Origin of the sequence: Jidongwangia harbinensis, assembly GCF_020216025.1 — a bacterium.
Classification (GTDB): domain Bacteria; phylum Actinomycetota; class Actinomycetes; order Mycobacteriales; family Micromonosporaceae; genus Actinoplanes; species Actinoplanes harbinensis.
Genome location: NZ_JAIWNC010000030.1, coordinates 38,360 through 57,818, shown reverse-complemented (window position 1 = coordinate 57,818; position 19,459 = coordinate 38,360). Strand labels below are relative to the sequence as shown.

The following is a 19,459-nucleotide window of genomic DNA, read 5'->3' as shown; positions in this document are numbered from 1 at the left end:
CGGCCCGCCCCTCCCCCCGCCGGGGCGCGGGGGGCGCGGCCCCGCGGCCCCGGGCCCGCCGCCGCCGCAATGCTTACTCCGGCACCTTGCGGTACGCGCCGTCGCTGGCGCTGGTCGCCATGGAGGCGTACGCCCGCAGCGCGGCGGACACCGGCCGCTGCCGGTCCACCGGCGTGAACGGCTTCGGGCGCTGCTCCTGCTCGTGGCGGCGGCGGGCGATCTCGTCGTCCGGCACGTTCAGCGTGATGGAACGTCCCGGGATGTCGATGGTGATCTCGTCGCCGGTCTGCACCAGCGCGATCAGGCCGCCGGACGCCGCCTCCGGGGAGACGTGTCCGATGGACAGGCCCGAGGTGCCGCCGGAGAACCGGCCGTCGGTGATCAGCGCGCACGCCTTGCCCAGGCCGCGGCCCTTGAGGAACGACGTCGGGTAGAGCATCTCCTGCATGCCGGGGCCGCCGCGCGGGCCCTCGTAGCGGATCACCACCACGTCGCCCTCGACCACCTGCTTGCCGAGGATGCCGTCGACCGCGGCGTCCTGGCTCTCGTAGACCCGGGCCGGGCCGGTGAACTTCCACAGCTCCTCGGCCACGCCGGCGGTCTTCACCACGCAGCCGTCCGGCGCGATGTTGCCGAACAGGATGGCCAGGCCGCCGTCCGCGGTGTACGCGTGCTCGACCGACCGGATGCAGCCGGCCGCCGCGTCGGTGTCCAGCGTCGCCCAGCGGTTGGTGGTGGAGAACGGCTGCGTGGTGCGCACGCCGCCGGGCGCCGCGTGGAACAGCTCGAGCGCCTCGTCGGTGGCCCTGCCGCCGCGGATGTCCCAGGCGTCCAGCCAGGTCTGCAGGTCGGGGGAGTGCACCGAGCGCACGTCGCGGCGCAGGGCGCCGCCGCGGTTCAGCTCGCCGAGCAGCGCCGGGATGCCGCCGGCCCGGTGCACGTCCTCCATGTGGTACTTCGGGCTGTTCGGCGCGACCTTGGACAGGCACGGCACCCGGCGGGAGACCGCGTCGATGTCCGACACCGTGAAGTCCAGCTCGGCCTCGCGGGCCGCGGCCAGCAGGTGCAGCACGGTGTTGGTCGAGCCGCCCATCGCCACGTCCAGCGCGACCGCGTTCTCGAACGCGTCCCGGTTCGCGATCGACCGCGGCAGCACGCTCTCGTCGTCGTTCTCGTAATACTGCTTGGCGATGTCCACGATCAGCTCGCCGGCCCGCTCGAAGAGCGCCTTGCGGGCGGCGTGGGTGGCCAGCGTCGAGCCGTTGCCGGGCAGGGCCAGGCCGATCGCCTCGGTCAGGCAGTTCATCGAGTTGGCGGTGAACATGCCGGAGCACGAGCCGCAGGTCGGGCACGCCGACCGTTCGATGGTGTCGAGCTGGGCGTCGGTGACGTTCTCGTTGGCGCTGGCGCTCATCGCGTCGACCAGGTCGAGCTTCTCGTGTACGACGCCCTCGATGGCCACCGTCTTGCCGGCTTCCATCGGGCCGCCGGAGACGAACACCACGGGGATGTTCAGCCGCAGCGCGGCGATCAGCATGCCCGGCGTGATCTTGTCGCAGTTCGAGATGCAGACCAGGGCGTCGGCGCAGTGCGCGTTCACCATGTACTCCACCGCGTCCGCGATCAGCTCGCGGCTGGGCAGGGAGTAGAGCATGCCGCCGTGGCCCATCGCGATGCCGTCGTCCACGGCGATCGTGTTGAACTCGCGGCCGACCCCGCCGGCCGCCGCCACCGAGTCCGCGACCAGGCCGCCCATGTCCTTGAGGTGGACGTGCCCGGGTACGAACTGGGTGAAGCTGTTGGCGATCGCCACGATGGGCTTGCCGAAGTCGTCGTCGGTCATGCCGGTGGCGCGCCACAGGGCGCGCGCGCCGGCCATCGTCCGACCGTGGGTCGAGGTCCGGGAGCGCAGCTCAGGCATTCCTACATACTGCCACCGCCGGGGCCGGGAAACGCCATCGCGGCGGCCTCCCGTCCACTGCACGGGACGCCCGGGAGGAAACCGGACTCCCGAAACGCTCTTGGATGCGGCAAAGTGTTCCCGTGCACTCACCGTCCGGCGTGGAGCTGGCCGGGCTGGCGAGCCTCCTGGTCGCGGTCCCGGCCGTCGCCCTGCTGGGCAACTCCGGCCGGCGGCACACCGGCGCGGCCCGCCGGGCCCACCTGCTGCTCGCGGTCGGTGGCGCGGTGGCCACCGCGGCGGCGCTGGCCGGCCTGCTCAGTGCGCTCACCATGTCGGACGACGCGGCGCACCACCGGCAGACCCTGGCGTCCGCGGTGGCGGTCGGGATGGCGCTCGGCACGCTCACCCTGCTGGCCGGCACGCTGGTGCTGCCCGGTGCCGCGGCGACCCCGGGCGCGGCCCTGCGCCACCTGGCCGACGCGCTGATCATCGCGGCGGCCGCCTGGTTCGTCGGGTGGGTGCTGGTGGCCGAGCCGACCCGGTTGCTCGGGGCGTACACGCCGTACCCCTGTCTCTCCATGCTCCTGCCCGGCGCCGTGGCCGTGGTGGCCTTCGGCCTCACCGCGGTGCTGGCCATGCACGCGCACCGGCCCCGGCACGTCACCGTGCAGGTGGCCGCCGGGGTGGCGGTGGTGGCGGTCGCCGCCACCGCGCTGGCCGGCGGCATCTGCCAGGACTGGCCGCGGGTGGTGCTGATCAGCGCGGTGCTGCTGCCGACCGGGCTGGTGGTGGTCGCGCGGGCGGTCAAACGGGCCGACCGGCCGGTCGAGGTGGTCGGCGACGTCACCCAGCGCGGCACCGCGTACGCGTTCGTGCCGATGCTCGCGATGATCGGCTCGGCGGTCTACCACGTCTCGGTGGACGGCACCTTCGGGCCGGCCGGCCTGGCCGCGGCCGCCGTCGAGGGGCTCGCGCTGGTGGCCCGGCAGTACCTGGCGCTGGACGACGTCAAGCGGTACACCCTGCAGCTGCGGCAGCGGGAGGCGCACTTCCGCGAGCTGGCCCACACCGATCCGCTCACCGGCCTGGCCAACCGGCGCGGCCTGCTCCGCGCGCTGCGCGAACCGGACCCGCTCCGCCGGCCCCGGTTCTTGGTCGGCGTCGATCTGGACGGCTTCAAGAACGTCAACGACATGCGCGGCCACGACGTGGGCGACGCGGTGCTGACCGAGGTGGGCGAGCGGCTGCGGCGCAACCTGCTCTCCGGTGACGTGGCCGCCCGGCTCGGCGGCGACGAGTTCGCGGTGCTGATGCACGCCACGCCGGACGAGGCGATGCTCGCCGCCACCCGGCTGCTCGCGGTGCTCGGCGAACCGTACGAGGTGAACGGCGCCTCGGTCTTCCTGTCCGCCAGCGTCGGGGTGGCCGGCAACCCGTCGCCCAGCGACACCGGCGAGCTGATGCGCGACGCCGACCTGGCGCTGCGCTACGCCAAGCAGCGTGGCAAGAACCGGGTGGAGCGCTACCAGGTCCGCTACGACGAGCTGCTGCGCCGGCGCAGCACGCTGGAGAACGAGCTGCGCCACGCGATCGACCGCGACGAGCTGCGCCTGGTCTTCCAGCCGGTGGTGGCGCTGCCGTCGATGCGGCCGGTCGGGGCGGAGGCGCTGCTGCGCTGGCACCATCCCACGCTGGGTTCGGTGCGGCCGGACGAGTTCATCCCGGTGGCCGAGGAGTCCGGCCTGATCAACCGGCTCGGCCTCTGGGTGCTGCGGCAGGCCTGCGGGCAACTGGCCCAGTGGCTGGCGGACGGTCACGACGTCTGGGTGTCGGTCAACCTGTCGCCCAAGGAACTGCACGCGGCCGACTACGCGGGCCAGGTCGCCGACGTGCTCGGCGAGCACGGCGTGCCGCCGCAGCGACTGGTGCTGGAGGTGACCGAGCACGCGGTCGCCACCGACCTGGAGGAACTGGTCCGCCGGCTCACCGAGCTGCGCGCCACCGGGGTGCGCATCGCGCTGGACGACTTCGGCGCCGGATACTCCTCGCTCGGGCAGCTCCGCACGCTCCCGGTGGACATCCTCAAGATCGATCACGCCCTGGTGGCCGAGCCGGAGTCCCGCACCGGCACCGCGGCGCCGCTGGTCGACGTGGTGGTCCGGCTCGGCCACCGGCTGGGCCTGGAGGTGCTGGCCGAGGGCATCCAGACGCCGGCCCAGCGGGCGGTCGTGGAGGAGGCGGGGTGCCGCCTCGGGCAGGGCTCGCTGTTCGGCTGGGGCGTACCGGCGGAACACCTGGAGGCGCAGCTGCGGACGCTGCGGGCACCGGTGACCCGGCCCGCCCCGGCGCCGCGGTCCGCCCCGCCGACGCTGCCGCCGGGCACCGCCGCGCGCAGCCAGGTGGTCATGCTGGGCCCGGGAATGCGCCAGCTCAGGGCGCTGCTGCCGACCGACCCGGCGTTCGACGCACCGACGGGTGATCAGCATGTGGGATCAGTTGACTCAGCGCGTGAGATCGGGCAAGGTTAGTCGCATGTGCTTGTCGTCCCGAGTACTTATGTGAGCGCATTCTCCGTCCGGAGGATGCGCTAGGTCCCGTGCTACGGCACGAGGACCTTTTTTGTTGCGCAAACCCGGACTTGCGCGGCTCCGAGACGACGCGGCCCAACCAAACCGACCCGAAGGTCTGATCGCCATGACGAGACCCACTCCCGAGACCCTCGCCCACCGAGCCTCCGCCGCCACGCCGGCCACCGTAGCCGCGGCCGTCGCCGGGACCCACGCGGCAGTCACGGTGTCCCCGACCCCGACGACCGGGGCCGGATCGCTCGTGCGGTCCCTCGAGGCGCTCGGCGTGGAAGTGGCGTTCGGTATTCCCGGCGGCGCCATCCTGCCGGCGTACGACCCGCTGTTCGACTCCAAGGTCCGGCACATCCTGGTCCGGCACGAGCAGGGCGCCGGGCACGCGGCGACCGGGTACGCCCAGGCCACCGGCAAGGTCGGCGTCTGTATCGCCACCTCCGGCCCGGGCGCCACCAACCTGGTCACGCCGATCGCCGACGCCTACATGGACTCGGTCCCGATCGTCGCGATCACCGGCCAGGTGGCCCGCAAGTCGATCGGCACCGACGCCTTCCAGGAGGCGGACATCCAGGGCATCACGCTGCCGATCACCAAGCACAACTTCCTGGTCCAGAACGCCGAGGAACTCCCGCGGATCATGGCCGAGGCGTTCCACCTGGCGCTCTCCGGCCGGCCCGGCCCGGTCCTGGTCGACGTCCCGAAGGACATCCTGCAGGCGCAGACCACGTTCGCCTGGCCGCCGACCCTGGACCTGCCCGGCTACCGGCCCACGCTGCACCCGCACGGCAAGCAGATCCGCGAGGCGGCCCGGCTCATCGCCCAGTCCCGCCGCCCGGTGCTGTACGTCGGCGGCGGCGTGCTCAAGGCCGGTGCCACCGACGGGCTGCGCAAGCTCGCCGAGCTGACCGGCATGCCGGTGATCACCACCCTGATGGCGCTCGGCGCGTTCCCCGACTCGCACCCGCAGCATCTGGGCATGCCCGGCATGCACGGCACCGTCCCGGCGGTGTACGCCCTGCAGAAGTCGGACCTGCTGGTCGTGCTCGGCGCCCGGTTCGACGACCGGGTCACCGGCAAGCTGGACACGTTCGCGCCGGACGCCAAGGTCGTGCACGCCGACATCGACCCCGCCGAGATCGGCAAGAACCGGCACGCCGACGTGCCCATCGTGGGCGACGCCCGGCACGTGATCGACGAACTGATCGCCGCGGTGTCCGGCACCGCCACCGGTACCGGCGCCTACCAGGCCTGGTGGCACCAGCTCGACGACCTGCGCGAGCGGTACCCGCTGGGCTACGAGGAGCCGACCGACGGCACGCTGGCCCCGCAGTACGTGATCGAGCGGATCGGCAAGCTGGCCGGACCGGACGCGATCTACGTGGCCGGGGTCGGGCAGCACCAGATGTGGGCGTCGCAGTTCATCTCGTACGAGAAGCCGGGCACCTGGCTGAACTCCGGCGGCGCCGGCACCATGGGCTACGCGGTCCCGGCGGCGATGGGCGCCAAGGTCGGCCGGCCGGGCACCACGGTCTGGGCGATCGACGGCGACGGCTGCTTCCAGATGACCAACCAGGAACTCGCCACCTGTGCGCTCGAGGGCATCCCGGTCAAGGTCGCGGTGATCAACAACGGCAACCTCGGCATGGTCCGGCAGTGGCAGACGCTGTTCTACGAGGGCCGCTACTCCAACACCGACCTGGGCACGCACAAGCACCGGATCCCCGACTTCGTGAAGCTCGCCGAGGCGCTGGGCTGCATCGGCCTGCGCTGCGAGTCCAAGGACGACGTGGACAAGACCATCCAGGCGGCGATGGAGATCAACGACGCGCCGGTGGTCATCGACTTCACGGTCGGCAAGGACGCCATGGTGTGGCCGATGGTCCCGGCCGGCACGAGCAACGACGAGATCATGTTCGCCCGCGACGTGCGACCCAACTTCGAGGAGGACGACCTCTAGTCATGGCCAACTGCACCGAGCGGCACTCAGCCGCACATGACAACGGCCTCGCAGGCGAGGGCCAGGCGGACATGACAAAGGAGGCTCAGTGACCAAGCACACTCTCTCCGTGCTGGTGGAGAACAAGCCCGGTGTGCTGGCTCGGGTCAGCGGGCTCTTCTCGCGGCGCAGCTTCAACATCGATTCCCTGGCGGTGGGCGAGACGGAGAACCCGGACGTCTCCCGCATCACGATCGTGGTGAACGCGGAGACCTCGCCCCTGGAGCAGGTGACCAAGCAGCTCAACAAGCTGGTGAACGTCCTGAAGATCGTCGAGCTGGACCCGGTGCAGTCGGTCCAGCGCGAACTCCTGCTGGTGAAGGTGCGGGCCGATCGTTCGCAGCGCGCCCAGGTACTCGAGACGGTCGAGCTGTTCCGTGCCAAGGTGATCGACGTCGCACCGGACACCCTCACCATCGAGGCGACCGGCAACCCCGACAAGCTGGACGCGTTGCTGCGCGACCTCGAGCCGTACGGCATCAAGGAGATGGTGCAGTCCGGCCTGGTCGCGATCGGTCGCGGCTCCCGCTCCATCACCACCGGCCCCGCACTGCGCGCGGCCTGACACCACTCGGAAGGTATGAAATGCCAGCGGAAGTGTTCTACGACGACGATGCCGACCTGTCCATCATCCAGGGGCGCAAGGTCGCCGTCATCGGGTACGGCAGCCAGGGCCACGCGCACTCGCTGTCGCTGCGCGACTCGGGCGTCGACGTGGTGGTCGGCCTGAAGGAGGGCTCGAAGAGCCGCGCCAAGGCCGAGGAGCAGGGCCTGAAGGTGCTGACGCCGGCCGAGGCGGCCGCCTGGGGCGACGTGATCATGGTGCTCGCGCCGGACACCGCGCAGCGCAAGATCTACGCCGAGTCGATCCAGCCCAACCTGACCGCCGGCAAGGCGCTGTTCTTCGGCCACGGCCTGAACATCCGCTTCGAGCTGATCAAGCCGCCGGCCGACGTGGACGTCGCCATGGTGGCGCCCAAGGGCCCGGGCCACCTGGTCCGCCGCCAGTACGTCGACGGCAAGGGCGTACCGGCGCTGATCGCGGTGGAGCAGGACGCCACCGGCGGCGCGCAGGCGCTCGCGCTGTCGTACGCGAAGGCGATCGGCGGCACCCGCGCGGGCGTCATCAAGACCACGTTCAAGGAGGAGACCGAGACCGACCTCTTCGGCGAGCAGGCGGTCCTCTGCGGCGGCACGGCGGCGCTGGTGCAGACCGGCTTCGAGGTGCTCACCGAGGCCGGGTACGCCCCGGAGATCGCGTACTTCGAGTGCCTGCACGAGCTCAAGCTGATCGTCGACCTGATGTACGAGGGCGGCATCTCCCGGATGCGGTACAGCGTCTCGGACACCGCCGAGTTCGGCGACTACGTCAGCGGACCGCGGGTGATCAACGCCGGGGTCAAGCAGGAGATGAAGAAGATCCTCGCGGAGATCCAGTCCGGCGAGTTCACCAAGGCCCTGATCGCGGACGACGAGGCGGGCGGCCCGGCGCTGCAGAAGTACCGCCGGGAGGGTGCCGAGCACCCGATCGAGGTCACCGGCAAGAAGCTGCGCGACATGATGAGCTGGGTGGACCGGCCGATCACCGAAACTGCCTGATTCGGCGTCGATAAGCGCCCGGCCGATTTCCGGCCGGGCGCTTTTGCGTGACCGTGCGATTACTTGAAACGTCGGTGTTACACGCTGCTTACCGGTTCAGCACCGTCACAGAATTGTGCGTTGTTCGGGCACTTCGCAGTGGCATCGGACAGGTAGCCTCGCCGCATGCGACTGGCTGATTCTTTCCGGAGTGAGCGCTTCGGCGCGGTCCGGATCCACGAGCTGCAGCGGGTGATCGAGCTTGACTCGGGTGCCGTGGCAAACAGTGGCCTGCCTGGGCTTTCGGGAGCCAGCCGGGTCATCACCCCGGATGCGTTACGCGCCATCGAAACGCAATTGGTCATCGTCGTGCCGTGCATGAACGAGTCGCGCAGCGTCATCGAAGGAGTGCTCTCCGGAATTCCGCACGACTGTCTGATCGTGCTGGTCTCGAACAGCGATCGCGGGCCGGTCGACCGGTACGAGATCGAGGCGCAGACCGTCGAGCAGTTCTGTCGGCTGGCCGGTCGTTCCGCCCTCACCGTCCATCAGCGCGATCCCGGGGTCGCGGCCGCATTCAAGGCGGCCGGCATGGACGAACTGATCGACGACGACGGTCTGGTGCGGGCCGGCAAGGGCGAGGCCATGCTGGTCGGCATGGCGCTGGCCGCGATGACCGGACGCCAGTACGTCGGGTACGTCGACGCGGACAACTACGTGCCGGGTGCGGTGCACGAGTACTGCAAGGCGTACGCGGCCGGGCTGCATCTCGCCGAGAGCCCGTACTCGATGGTCCGGATCTCCTGGCACTCCAAGCCCAAGCTCCGCGAGGGCCGGTTGTTCTTCAGCCGGCGCGGCCGCAGTTCCGAGGTCACCAACGAGTGGCTCAACCGGTTCCTCGCCGAGTACTCGCATTTCGGCACGGAGGTCATCGCCACCGGCAACGCCGGCGAGCACGCGATGAGCCTCGCGCTCGGCCTGAAGCTGCGGCTGGCCGGTGGGTTCGCGGTCGAACCGTTCGAGTACGTGGACCTGTTCGAACAGTTCGGCGGCGTGCTGGAGAGCGCGCACCCGGACGTCATGGCGAGTTCGGTGCCGGTGCTGCAGATCGAGACCCGCAACCCGCACTTCCACGACAACAAGGGCGAGGAGCACGTCCAGGGCATGCGCATGCAGGCGCTCAACGTGCTGTACCACTCGGCGGTCACGCTGCCCGCGGTGCGCCAGGCGATCCTGGACTTCATGGTCGCGCAGGGCGTCCTGGAGGTGGGCCAGCAGCCGCCGCGCGAGCGGATCTACCCGCCGGTCGGCACGCTCGCCCTCGACCTGCTGTACGACGCGCTGGACGCCGAGGCGCAGAGTTTCCGGCAGCTGGACGGTCGCGCCGCCGCGGGGCTGCCGGCCGCGCCGCCGATCGATCGGCACACCATCCCGGTGTAACCGGGACGTTTCCAATGTGTGAGCGTCGCCGCCGTGGGATGAACTTCCATGGCGGCCGGACGCGTACATACCATCCGGGAAGGCGCCACCCTTCGATGGATGGAGATCGATGACTCCGGTAGTCCTGGTCGCGGAGGAGCTGGCCCCGGCCGCCCTCGACGTGCTCGCCACCGAATTCGACGTGCGGCAGGTGGACGGCACCGACCGCCCCGCCCTGCTCGCGGAGCTGGCCACGGCGGACGCGGTGATCGTCCGCAGCGCCACCCAGATCGACGCCGAGGCGATCGCCGCGGCCCCGCGCCTCAAGGTGGTCGCGCGGGCCGGCGTCGGACTGGACAACGTCGACGTGCCGGCCGCCACCGCCCGCGGCGTCATGGTGGTCAACGCGCCCACGTCGAACATCGTCTCCGCCGCCGAGCAGGCCATCGCGCTGCTGCTGGCGGTCGCCCGGCACACCGCCGGGGCCAGCGCGGCGCTGAAGAACGGCGAGTGGAAGCGCTCCCGCTACACCGGCGTCGAGGTGCAGGGCAAGACCGTCGGGGTGGTCGGGCTGGGCCGGATCGGGGTGTTGTTCGCGCAGCGGATGGCGGCGTTCGGGACCCGGTTGATCGCCTACGACCCGTACGTGCAGCCGGCCCGGGCGGCCCAGCTCGGGGTGCGCCTGGTCGGCCTGGACGAGCTGCTCCGGGAGAGCGACTTCATCTCGGTGCACCTGCCGAAGACCCCGGAGACGCTGGGCCTGATCGGCGAGCGGGAGCTGGACCTGGTCAAGCCCGGCGTGCGCATCGTGAACGCCGCCCGCGGCGGGCTGATCGACGAGCAGGCGCTGGCGAACGCGCTGGCCGACGGGCGGGTGGCCGGGGCCGGCATCGACGTCTTCGTCAAGGAGCCGATCACCTCGTCGCCGCTGTTCGCGTTCGACAACGTAGTGGTCACCCCGCACCTGGGCGCGTCCACCGCGGAGGCGCAGGACAAGGCCGGCCTGTCGGTGGCCCGCAGCGTCCGGCTGGCGTTGCAGGGCGAGTTCGTGCCGGACGCGGTGAACGTGCAGGCCGGTGGCGTGGTCGGCGAGGAGGTACGGCCGCTGCTGGCGCTGGCCGAGAAGCTCGGCAAGGTGTTCACCGCGGTGGCCGGCGGGGTGGCCGCGAGCGTCACCGTGGAGGTCCGCGGCGAGGTGGTGGCGCACGACGTCACGGTGCTCAAGCTGGCCGCCACCAAGGGCCTGTTCGCGTCGGTGGTGGAGGAGCAGGTGACGTACGTCAACGCGCCGCAGCTCGCCGCCGACCGGGGCGTGGAGGTCGACCTGGTCACCGACGACGAGGCAATCGACCACCACAACCTGGTGACGCTGCGCGGGGCGCTGCCGGACGGGCGCACGGTCAGCGTGGCCGGCACGGTGACCGTGACCGGGGCGCGGGAGATCCGCCGGCTGACCGAGGTCGACGGGTTCGATCTCGAACTCGGCGCCGAGGGGATCCTGCTGTTCTTCCGCTACTCCGACCGGCCCGGCGTGGTCGGCGCCATCGGGTCGATCCTGGGCGAGGCCGGAGTCAACATCGCCGCCATGCAGGTGGCCCGGCGGGAGGCCGGTGGCGAGGCGCTGATGACGCTCACCGTGGACTCCTCGGTGGACGCGGAGCTGCTGTCGTCGGCGGCCGCGGCGATCGGGGCGTCCCGGGGGAGCCTCGCGGACCTGCGCGGCGAGTAGCCGTCCCGGCCGGCGTGGTGCGGCCGGTGCGGCGGGTGCGGCCGGTCAGCGGGTGCGGCCGGTCGCCGGTGCCGGCGGTCAGCGGGTGCGGCCGGTCGGCGGTGTCGGCGGTCAGCGGGTGCGGACCGGCGGTGGGTAGACCGTGCCGTCCTGCAGGTCGAGCAGGTCGAGGTTCAGCTCGCCGGCCAGCCGTTCGATCCGTTCCAGGACCGCGTCCGGACAGCTCTCCTCCAGCCGCATCTGGATGTGGTCCGCGGCCGCGTGCAGCGGGGCGCTCGCCCACGGCGAACCGGGGGCGGTGGCCCGCGGACCGCGGTCCGGATATTCGGCGGTCAGGGCGTCGTAGAACGCCACGACGCGCGGGTCGGCGGGCCGCTGCGGATGCTCACCGCGGGCGCAGCGAGCGTTGGCGGCCCGCACGGCATCCGGTGCATCCGTTTTGTCCATTGCCCACACCACGAGGTCAAAACTCACCGGCGCATGGTGCCATACGGTTCGCGGCAAGCAATGATCCTTGGGCCGACACGCGGGGGATGCGTCTTGCGCGTTATTAGTCCGCATCGCTAGCGTTGCTCCTGCCGCACTTCACGTGGCGCGGGCTCGTCTTCGGGTGACGTGTTCGCCGCTGCCTGTGCGGATTGCACCCCCGGCGGGCGCGAGCCACGCGTTTTCGTCGCTACAGCCCCCGTGATCGTTTGCCGCGATCCGGGGGCTGTTCGCGTCCGGACCACCTCTCCGGGGACCGGCCCCGGCTTAACGTCCGATAAGTGGGACCGGTGTACCGGAGGTCGGGACGCGGGGCTACTCTCGTCGGGTCGGGAGCGGACAAGGGAGTGTCGACGTGAGCGTGGCGCGGATCGCGGTGGTGGCCGGCGACGGCATCGGGGCCGAGGTGACCGCCCAGGCGCGCAAGGTGCTCGACGCCGTGCTTCCCGGCATCGAGTCCACGGAGTACGACCTCGGCGCCGCGCGCTACCACCGGACCGGCGAGGTGCTGCCCGACTCGGTGCGCGACGAACTGGCCGGCCACGACGCGATCCTGCTCGGCGCGGTCGGCGACCCCAGCGTGCCGCCCGGCGTGCTGGAGCGCGGCCTGCTGCTCAGGCTGCGGTTCGACTTCGACCAGTATGTGAACCTGCGCCCGTCGCGACTCTGGCCCGGCACCACCAGCCCGCTGGCCGGCGTCAAGCCCGGCGAGATCGACATGATCGTGGTGCGCGAGGGCACCGAGGGCCTCTACGCCGGCGCCGGCGGCACCCTGCACAAGGGCACCGCCGCCGAGATCGCCACCGAGGAGAGCCTGAACACCCGGCACGGCGTGGAGCGGGTCATCCGGGACGCGTTCACCCGGGCCCGGCGCCGCGAGCGCCGGCACCTGACGCTCGTGCACAAGACCAACGTGCTCACCCACGCGGGCGGGCTGTGGGCGCGGGCGTTCGCCGCCGTCGCCGCCGACTTCCCGGACGTCACTACGGAATACCAGCACGTCGACGCGGCCGCGATGTTCCTCGTGAGCAACCCGCAGCGCTACGACGTGGTGGTGACCGACAACCTCTTCGGTGACATCCTCACCGACATCGCCGCCGCCGTGACCGGCGGCATCGGCATGGCCGCGAGCGGGTGCATCAACCCCGAGCGGACGTACCCGTCGATGTTCGAGCCGGTCCACGGCTCGGCTCCGGACATCGCGGGCCAGGGCATCGCCGACCCGGCGGCCGCCATCCTCTCCGCAGCCCTACTGCTCGAACACCTCGGGCACGACGACGAGGCCCGGCGAGTATCCGAGGCGGTCGCGGCCGAGGTCGCGTCCCGCACGCCGGGCGCGCCGCTGCAGACCGCCGAGGTCGGGGACCGGGTCGCCGCCACCGCGGCCGCCTGAGTTCGTTTCTTTCCCGCACGCCTCACCCGCCGGGGGTACCGGCGGGCAGTGGCGCACACCCGAGGGTCGGCGTTGAACGACCGTTCGGGGTAAGTTCATGGGGCACTACGGGTGCCTCCGCATGCTTGTTCACTCGTTTCTCAAGAAAGCAGGTCACGTGCCATGAGCGGTGGTGACAACCTTCTCGACTTCGAGATCCGTCCCAACCCGGCGCCCGTAGCCGACACGGAACGCACGGCGTTGCTGGCCAATCCGGGATTCGGCCGCATCTTCACCGACCACATGGTCACCGTCCGGTATGCCGAGGGCAAAGGCTGGTACGAGCCCCGGGTCGAGGCGCGTGCGCCGATCCCGATGGACCCGGCGACCGCGGTGCTGCACTACGCGCAGGAGATCTTCGAGGGCCTGAAGGCGTACCAGATGCCCGACGGCGGCGTCGCGATGTTCCGCCCGGACGCCAACGCGGCCCGGTTCGGCCAGTCCGCGCAGCGCATGGCGATGCCGGTGCTGCCGCCCGCCACGTTCCTGGAGTCGCTGCGCCAGATCATCACGATCGACCGCGGCTGGATCCCGGACACCGACGAGGGCAGCCTCTACCTGCGCCCGTTCGCCTACGCCAGCGAGGTCTTCCTCGGCGTGCGCCCGGCGATGGAATACCTCTACCTGGTCATCGCGTCCCCGGTCGGGCCGTACTTCGCCCGCGGCGTGAAGCCGGTCGCGGTGTGGATCACCCCGGACTACACCCGGGCCGCGCCCGGTGGCACCGGCGCCGCGAAGTGCGGCGGCAACTACGCGGCCGGCCTCTCGGCCCAGGCCGAGGCCATCGAGCACGGCTGCGACCAGGTGGTCTACCTGGACGCGGTGGAGCGGCGGTACGTCGACGAACTCGGCGGCATGAACATCATCTTCGTGCTGGACGACGGCAGCCTGGTCACGCCGCCGCTGACCGGCACGATCCTGCCCGGCATCACCCGCGACTCCGTCCTGAAGCTGGCCCAGCGCGCCGGCCGCCGGGTGGAGGAGCGGCCGGTGAGCTTCGACGAGTGGCGCGACGGCGCCGCCTCCGGGCGGATCCGGGAGGCGTTCGCGTGCGGCACGGCCGCGGTCATTACGCCGATCGGCACGGTCCGCCACCCCGACGGCGAGTTCGTCATCGCGGACGGCGGCTCGGGCGAGGTCACCATGGCGCTGCGCCAGGAACTGGTCGACATCCAGCGAGGGCGCGCCGAGGACCCGTTCCACTGGGTCCATCGCGTCCTCTGATTCCCGATCGCCTACCCGGTCTCCACCGGGCGCACCGCGTAGGTCAGGTGGGTCACCCGCGAGGAGGACTCCGACCTGACCGGCTCCAGCGCGATCCGGGTCGGGTCCACGCCGTCGAACAGGCGGGTGCCGGCGCCGAACAGCACCGGTGCGAGCGCGATCGAGAATTCGTCGACCAGGCCGGCATTGAGGTACTGCAGGATGGTCTCGCTGCCGCCGGCGATCCGGACGTCCCGGTCACCGGCGGCGGCGCGGGCCTGGCTCAGTGCACTGTGGATGCCGTCGTCGACGAAGTGGAACGTGGTGCCGCCCGGCCGTTCCCAAGGGTCGCGCGGCTGGTGCGTGAGAACGTACACCGGGGTGTGGAAGGGCGCCTCGGCCGGCCAGGAACGCTCGCCGAGGTCGAACATCCGCCTCCCCATGACGCTCGCGCCGGTACGCTCGAACGTCTCCCGGACGATGTCGTTGTCGCGCCCCTCCTCGCCGCCGTCGCCCAGGTGGAGCCTCTCCCGGAAATACCGCTGCGGGAAGATCCACGCCTGCATCGCCATCCACTGCGCCATCCAGCGCCCCAGCCTCGGGTCCTGCTCCCGCTGCTCGGCCGTGGCGAAGATGCCGTCCATCGACTCGGGCGCGCTGAAGCCGTCCAGCGACATCGACACGCTGACGAACACCGTCCCGGCCATCAGCGCTCCACGTCCGTGCGGGCGAGCCCGGTGACGTACGCGGCCAGGTTGCTCAGGGTCTGCCGGCCGCCCTCGATCGCGTGGTACTTCTCCACGGCCTGGTCGCGCAGTTCCCTGGTGGGGAAGACCGTGCGCATCACGATCCGGGTCGTCGTACCGTCCGGGGTGAAGGTCAGCGTCGACTCGAAGGTGTTCGGGTCGTCGCGGGACTCTCCGTGCCGCAGCGCGATCCGCTCCGGCGGGACGATCTCGGTCCAGGTGATCCACTCGGGGTAGTCGGTCCCGTCCGGCCCGTGCATCACGAACTCCCAGACGCCGCCCGCGCGGAAGGCGAAGGATCGCGTGGTGGTGGTGAACCCCTCCGGTCCCCACCACTGCGACAGGTGCCGGACCTCGGTGAACGCCTCGAACACCAGCTCCCGTGGCGCGTCGATGTCCCGGGAGATCACGATCTCCCGATCGGCCGTCGCGGGATCCGCCCGCGTTTCCTGCTCAGCGGTTGCCATCGGTCATTTCTCCTGTCGTGTCTGCTTGAGGTCCTGCAGGTAGGCGTCCAGCCGGTCGAAACTCCCGGCCCAGAACTGCTCGAATCCGCCGACCCACTCGTGGATCGGCCGCAACCCGCGGGCGTCCAGGCCGTAGAGGCGCTGCTTGCCCTCCTCGCGGACCCGGACCAGCCCGACCTCCCGCAGCACCCGCAGGTGCTTGGACGCCCGTGGCATCTGCATCCCCAGCGCCTGGGCCACCTCGGTCACCGGCCGCTCACCCGACCGCAGCAACGTCAGGATGTCCCGGCGTTGCGGTTCGGCGATCGCGTTGAACGTGTCCGAGGTCGTCGCTGCTCGTGCCATGGCAGCCACCATATTTTCCGATAACGGAAAACGTCAAGCGGGAGTGAGCAGGGACGCGCGCATGCTGGACAGCTGGGCGTCGGTGAGGCCGATGTCGCGGGCGTAGGACTCGACCGAGCCGTGGCGCTCGCGCAACTCCCGCAGGAAGATCAGCATCGCCTCGGCCGGCGAGTCGAACATGTGCTCCCGGCCGTCGACCGACGCGGGGTCCCGCCCGCGCAGGTACTCCATCAGCGACCGCATCGACGTCTCGGTCAGCGCGTAGTCGGCCGCGACGTCCGCGTCGGACACCCCGACCAGCGCGAGCGCCAGAGCGCACGTCACCCCGGTGCGGTCCTTGCCGGCCATGCAGTGCACCACCACCGGCGCGGCGTCCGGGTCGGCGATCACACCGAGCGCGGCGGCGAGCGCGACGTGCCCGTCCTCGGCGAAGTTGAGGTAGCGGTCCGCCAGCCACCGGGCGTGCACCACGTCCGCCGGATAGGGGACGTCCTGCCAATCGACGTGCTCCAGCACCAGGTTGCGGTAGTCCAGGCCGTCGGCCTCCGGCACCCGGCCGTGCTGCTCGACCTCGTACGTCCGCCGGAGGTCGATCACCGTGCGCACCCCGAGCGCGGAGAACGCCGCCCAGTCCTCGCCCTCCAGCCGGTGCAGCGAGTCGGCCCGGAACAGGCGCCGCCAGCGCACGGTCCGCCCGTCCGCGCCGGCGTATCCGCCCACGTCACGAAAGTTGTAAGCCGAGGAGAACGTCAGATTCCGGGGGTACGGTTCGACAGCCACGCATTCAACGTACCGTCGTACGTCCCGGAATCTGGACTTCCATCCCACGCTGCCCTCCGTGCGTGGCATGCTTCCTTCCGTGACCCACTCCGTGCTCATTATTGGCACCTAGCGCGCCGGCTGACTCCACGCCGACGCGCAGACCTCCCGCATCCGCGGGGGGTCTTTTTGTTGGGCCACCGATCGTCGAAAGGAATCCCCATGGACTACCAGGTGTTCGACACGACGCTGCGCGACGGTGGGCAGCGCGAGGGCATCAGCTACTCGGTCGTCGACAAGCTCGCGGTCGCGCGGCTGCTGGACGAGTTCGGCGTGGGTTTCATCGAGGGCGGGTGGCCCGGCGCCATGCCGAAGGACACCGAGTTCTTCGCGCGGGCCCGGACCGAGCTGGACCTCAAGCACGCGGTGCTGGTCGCGTTCGGCGCCACCCGCAAGGCCGGCGTCGACGTGGCGCAGGACCCGCAGGTGCAGGCGCTGCTGGACGCGGAGACGCCGGTGGTGTGCGTGGTCGCGAAGTCGGACATCCGGCACGTCGAGCGGGCGCTGCGCACCACCGGCGAGGAGAACCTGGCGATGGTCCGGGACACCGTCCGGCACCTGGTCGCCAACGGCCGCCGCGCGTTCGTCGACTGCGAGCACTTCTTCGACGGCTTGCGGTACGACCCGGAGTACACCGCGTCCGTGGTACGCACCGCGATCGAGGCCGGCGCCGAACGGGTCGTCATGTGCGACACCAACGGCGGCATGCTGCCGTCCATGATCACCGCCGCGATCGACGACGTGGTACAGCGGACCGGCGTCACCCCCGACCGGCTCGGCATCCACTGCCAGAACGACACGTCCTGCGCGGTGGCGAACACCGTGGCGGCGGTCGAGGCCGGAGTGAAGCACTTCCAGTGCACCGCCAACGGCTACGGCGAGCGTCCCGGCAACGCGGACCTGTTCGCCACGGTCGCGAACCTGCAACTCAAGCTCGGGCTGAAAGTCCTACCGGACGGATGCCTGGAGAAGGCGACGCGGGTGTCCACCGCGCTCGCCGAGATCGCCAATATCGCCCCCGACACCCACCAGGCCTATGTCGGGGCCGCGGCGTTCGCTCACAAGGCGGGCCTGCACGCGAGTGCGATCAAAGTGGATCCGCTGCTGTACAACCACGTCGACCCGTCGGTTGTCGGCAACGACATGCGGATCCTGGTGACCGAGATGGCCGGCCGGGCCAGCATCGAGCTCAAGAGCCGCGAGCTCGGTCTGGACCTGGCCGGCCTCCCGGAGGCGTTGTCCGCGATCACCCGGCGGGTCAAGGAACTGGAGGCGGGCGGCTGGTCCTTCGAGGCCGCCGACGCGTCGTTCGAGCTGCTGGTGCGCGACGAGATGCCGGGGGAGGGCTTCGCGCGGCCGTTCGCGCTGGAGTCGTACCGGGTGCAGACCGAACACCGCGAGGACGGCGCGGTGGTGTCCGAGGCCACCGTCAAGGTGCGGGTACGCGGCGAGCGCGTGATCGCCACCGCGGAGGGCAACGGCCCGGTGAACGCACTCGACGAGGCGCTGCGGGTGGCGCTGTCGAAGCACTATCCCGAACTGAAGTCGTTCGAGCTGGCCGACTACAAGGTGCGCATCCTGGAAGGCTCGCACGGCACCGGCGCGGTCACCCGGGTGCTGGTGGAGACGTCGGACGGCAACCGCGAATGGACCACCGTCGGCGTGCACGAGAACGTGGTGGAGGCGAGCTGGCACGCGCTCGTGGACGCGCTCACCTACGGCCTGGCCCGCTCGGCGACCCCCGCCTGAGTCAGGCCGCCGGCAGGACCAGCACCGCGAACACGGCGCGGTGGTCGCTGTTCGGGACGCCGTGCACCTCGGCGTCCCGGACTCCGATGCGCCGGTCCACCAGCACGTGGTCGATCGTCACCGGCGGGAACGGATCGCCGTCGTACGGGCCCCAGGTGCCCACCAGGCCCTGACCGTCGGCGTCCGCGGCGTCCCGGTAGCCGCGCGCGATCAGCTCGCGCATCGGCCGGTGGTCCAGCGTGGCGTTGAAGTCGCCGAGCAGGATCCGGGGCGGGCCCTGCGGATCGGCCCGCGGTTGGTCGCGCAGGTCGGACCGCCAGCCGCCGAGCACCTCCAGGGAGTACGGCGCCAGCGGGTGCGCCGACTCGACGAGCACCGGGCCGGTGCCGGGTGGCTGGATGGTCCCGTACGACTGCAGGAAGCCGCCGCCGTTGCGGCGTGCTCCGCCCCCGGTGATCGGGAAGCGGGAGTAGACGGCGGACCCGCTGGCGCCGAACTCCACCGCCACCGAACGGTGCGGCAGCAGGTCGTCCATGCCGGTGGCGGTGAGCCGGGACTGCATGCCCGGAGTGAACTCCTGCATCGCCAGCACCGCGACGTCGTTCTCCCGGACCAGGCGTACCAGCGTCTCCGGGTCGGCGCCGCCGAACAGCACGTTCGCGGTGAGCACGCGCAGTTCCACGCCGGTCTGCGGGCCGCGGTCGCCCGCCACCGCCCGCGGCAGCACGCTCACCGCGAGGATGGCCGCCGCCACCACGGCCACGGCGGCGGCGAGCCAGCGGCGGGTGACCAGGGCGATCAGTGCGGGCAGCCAGGCCGCCGCCGCGACGTACGGGGTGAACGCGAAGAACTGCACCCCGATGCCGCGTTCCCAGCCGAACATCCGGGTGACCGCCCAGGCCAGTCCGGGCAGCACGAGCAACCACACCACGAGGGTGGCCGCCAGGCGCCGCTTCCGCCGCAGCGGGGTGGCTTCCGGTGGCGCCGTGGTGATGGTCATGAGGC

The 19,459-nt window shown here is 71.3% G+C and carries 16 protein-coding genes; 9 read left to right on the top strand and 7 right to left on the bottom strand.

The annotated features are described in order from the left end of the window. Positions 1-73: 73 nt before the first annotated feature. Positions 74-1,921, bottom strand: coding sequence for a dihydroxy-acid dehydratase (gene ilvD / locus LDL48_RS31150; protein WP_225258695.1), 1,848 nt, complete (start codon positions 1,919-1,921; stop codon positions 74-76). Between the two features lie 122 nt (positions 1,922-2,043). Between ilvD and LDL48_RS31145 the strand changes: the two genes are divergently transcribed. From LDL48_RS31145 to serA, 6 genes are all read left to right on the top strand, one after another. Next, a complete protein-coding gene (locus LDL48_RS31145; protein WP_372472217.1) occupies positions 2,044-4,431 on the top strand; it encodes a putative bifunctional diguanylate cyclase/phosphodiesterase in 2,388 nt (795 codons plus the stop codon). Positions 4,432-4,597: 166 nt separating this feature from the next. After that, positions 4,598-6,442 (top strand): acetolactate synthase large subunit, encoded by a 1,845-nt coding sequence (locus tag LDL48_RS31140; RefSeq protein WP_225258693.1) that lies wholly within the window; start codon positions 4,598-4,600, stop codon positions 6,440-6,442. Between the two features lie 88 nt (positions 6,443-6,530). After that, the gene (gene ilvN, locus LDL48_RS31135; RefSeq protein ID WP_225258692.1) at positions 6,531-7,046 is read left to right on the top strand and encodes an acetolactate synthase small subunit; all 516 of its coding nucleotides are present in this window, start codon (positions 6,531-6,533) and stop codon (positions 7,044-7,046) included. Positions 7,047-7,066: 20 nt separating this feature from the next. After that, positions 7,067-8,080 carry a ketol-acid reductoisomerase gene (ilvC, locus tag LDL48_RS31130; protein ID WP_225258691.1) on the top strand — a complete coding sequence of 338 codons (1,014 nt, stop codon included), beginning with the start codon at positions 7,067-7,069 and terminating at the stop codon, positions 8,078-8,080. Positions 8,081-8,245: 165 nt separating this feature from the next. Beyond that, positions 8,246-9,499 carry a mannosyl-3-phosphoglycerate synthase gene (gene mpgS, locus LDL48_RS31125; protein ID WP_225258690.1) on the top strand — a complete coding sequence of 418 codons (1,254 nt, stop codon included), beginning with the start codon at positions 8,246-8,248 and terminating at the stop codon, positions 9,497-9,499. 109 nt (positions 9,500-9,608) lie between these two features. Continuing rightward, positions 9,609-11,207 carry a phosphoglycerate dehydrogenase gene (gene serA / locus LDL48_RS31120; RefSeq protein WP_225258689.1) on the top strand — a complete coding sequence of 533 codons (1,599 nt, stop codon included), beginning with the start codon at positions 9,609-9,611 and terminating at the stop codon, positions 11,205-11,207. Positions 11,208-11,318: 111 nt separating this feature from the next. Here the strand turns inward: serA and LDL48_RS31115 are convergent, their stop codons facing one another. Then, positions 11,319-11,654, bottom strand: a complete 336-nt coding sequence (locus LDL48_RS31115; protein WP_225258688.1) for a hypothetical protein — start codon at positions 11,652-11,654, stop codon at positions 11,319-11,321. Between the two features lie 400 nt (positions 11,655-12,054). Here LDL48_RS31115 and LDL48_RS31110 point away from each other — a divergent pair, with 400 nt between their 5' ends. Together LDL48_RS31110 and LDL48_RS31105 are read left to right on the top strand one after the other, a co-directional pair. Next, positions 12,055-13,086 carry a 3-isopropylmalate dehydrogenase gene (locus tag LDL48_RS31110; RefSeq protein WP_225258699.1) on the top strand — a complete coding sequence of 344 codons (1,032 nt, stop codon included), beginning with the start codon at positions 12,055-12,057 and terminating at the stop codon, positions 13,084-13,086. Positions 13,087-13,248: 162 nt separating this feature from the next. Then, a complete protein-coding gene (locus tag LDL48_RS31105; RefSeq protein ID WP_225258687.1) occupies positions 13,249-14,349 on the top strand; it encodes a branched-chain amino acid aminotransferase in 1,101 nt (366 codons plus the stop codon). A gap of 11 nt (positions 14,350-14,360) precedes the next feature. Here the strand turns inward: LDL48_RS31105 and LDL48_RS31100 are convergent, their stop codons facing one another. The 4 genes from LDL48_RS31100 to LDL48_RS31085 are packed head-to-tail and all read right to left on the bottom strand — an operon-like array spanning position 14,361 to position 16,666. After that, on the bottom strand, positions 14,361-15,035 hold the full coding sequence (locus LDL48_RS31100) for a dihydrofolate reductase family protein (protein ID WP_225258686.1): 675 nt from the start codon (positions 15,033-15,035) through the stop codon (positions 14,361-14,363). Then, positions 15,035-15,541, bottom strand: a complete 507-nt coding sequence (locus LDL48_RS31095) for an SRPBCC family protein (protein ID WP_225258685.1) — start codon at positions 15,539-15,541, stop codon at positions 15,035-15,037. The genes LDL48_RS31100 and LDL48_RS31095 overlap by 1 nt, the downstream gene beginning before the upstream one ends. Positions 15,542-15,544: 3 nt before the next feature. Continuing rightward, on the bottom strand, positions 15,545-15,886 hold the full coding sequence (locus LDL48_RS31090) for an ArsR/SmtB family transcription factor (protein ID WP_225258684.1): 342 nt from the start codon (positions 15,884-15,886) through the stop codon (positions 15,545-15,547). A gap of 33 nt (positions 15,887-15,919) precedes the next feature. Further along, positions 15,920-16,666: a tyrosine-protein phosphatase gene (locus tag LDL48_RS31085; RefSeq protein WP_225258683.1), complete on the bottom strand. Its 747-nt coding sequence runs from the start codon at positions 16,664-16,666 to the stop codon at positions 15,920-15,922. Positions 16,667-16,867: 201 nt separating this feature from the next. On the opposite strand from LDL48_RS31085, the gene cimA reads away from it, so the two are divergent. Next, positions 16,868-18,454: a citramalate synthase gene (gene cimA, locus LDL48_RS31080; protein WP_225258682.1), complete on the top strand. Its 1,587-nt coding sequence runs from the start codon at positions 16,868-16,870 to the stop codon at positions 18,452-18,454. Position 18,455: 1 nt separating this feature from the next. On the opposite strand, the gene LDL48_RS31075 is transcribed toward cimA, so the two are convergent. Then, positions 18,456-19,454: an endonuclease/exonuclease/phosphatase family protein gene (locus tag LDL48_RS31075; protein ID WP_225258681.1), complete on the bottom strand. Its 999-nt coding sequence runs from the start codon at positions 19,452-19,454 to the stop codon at positions 18,456-18,458. Positions 19,455-19,459: the final 5 nt, after the last annotated feature.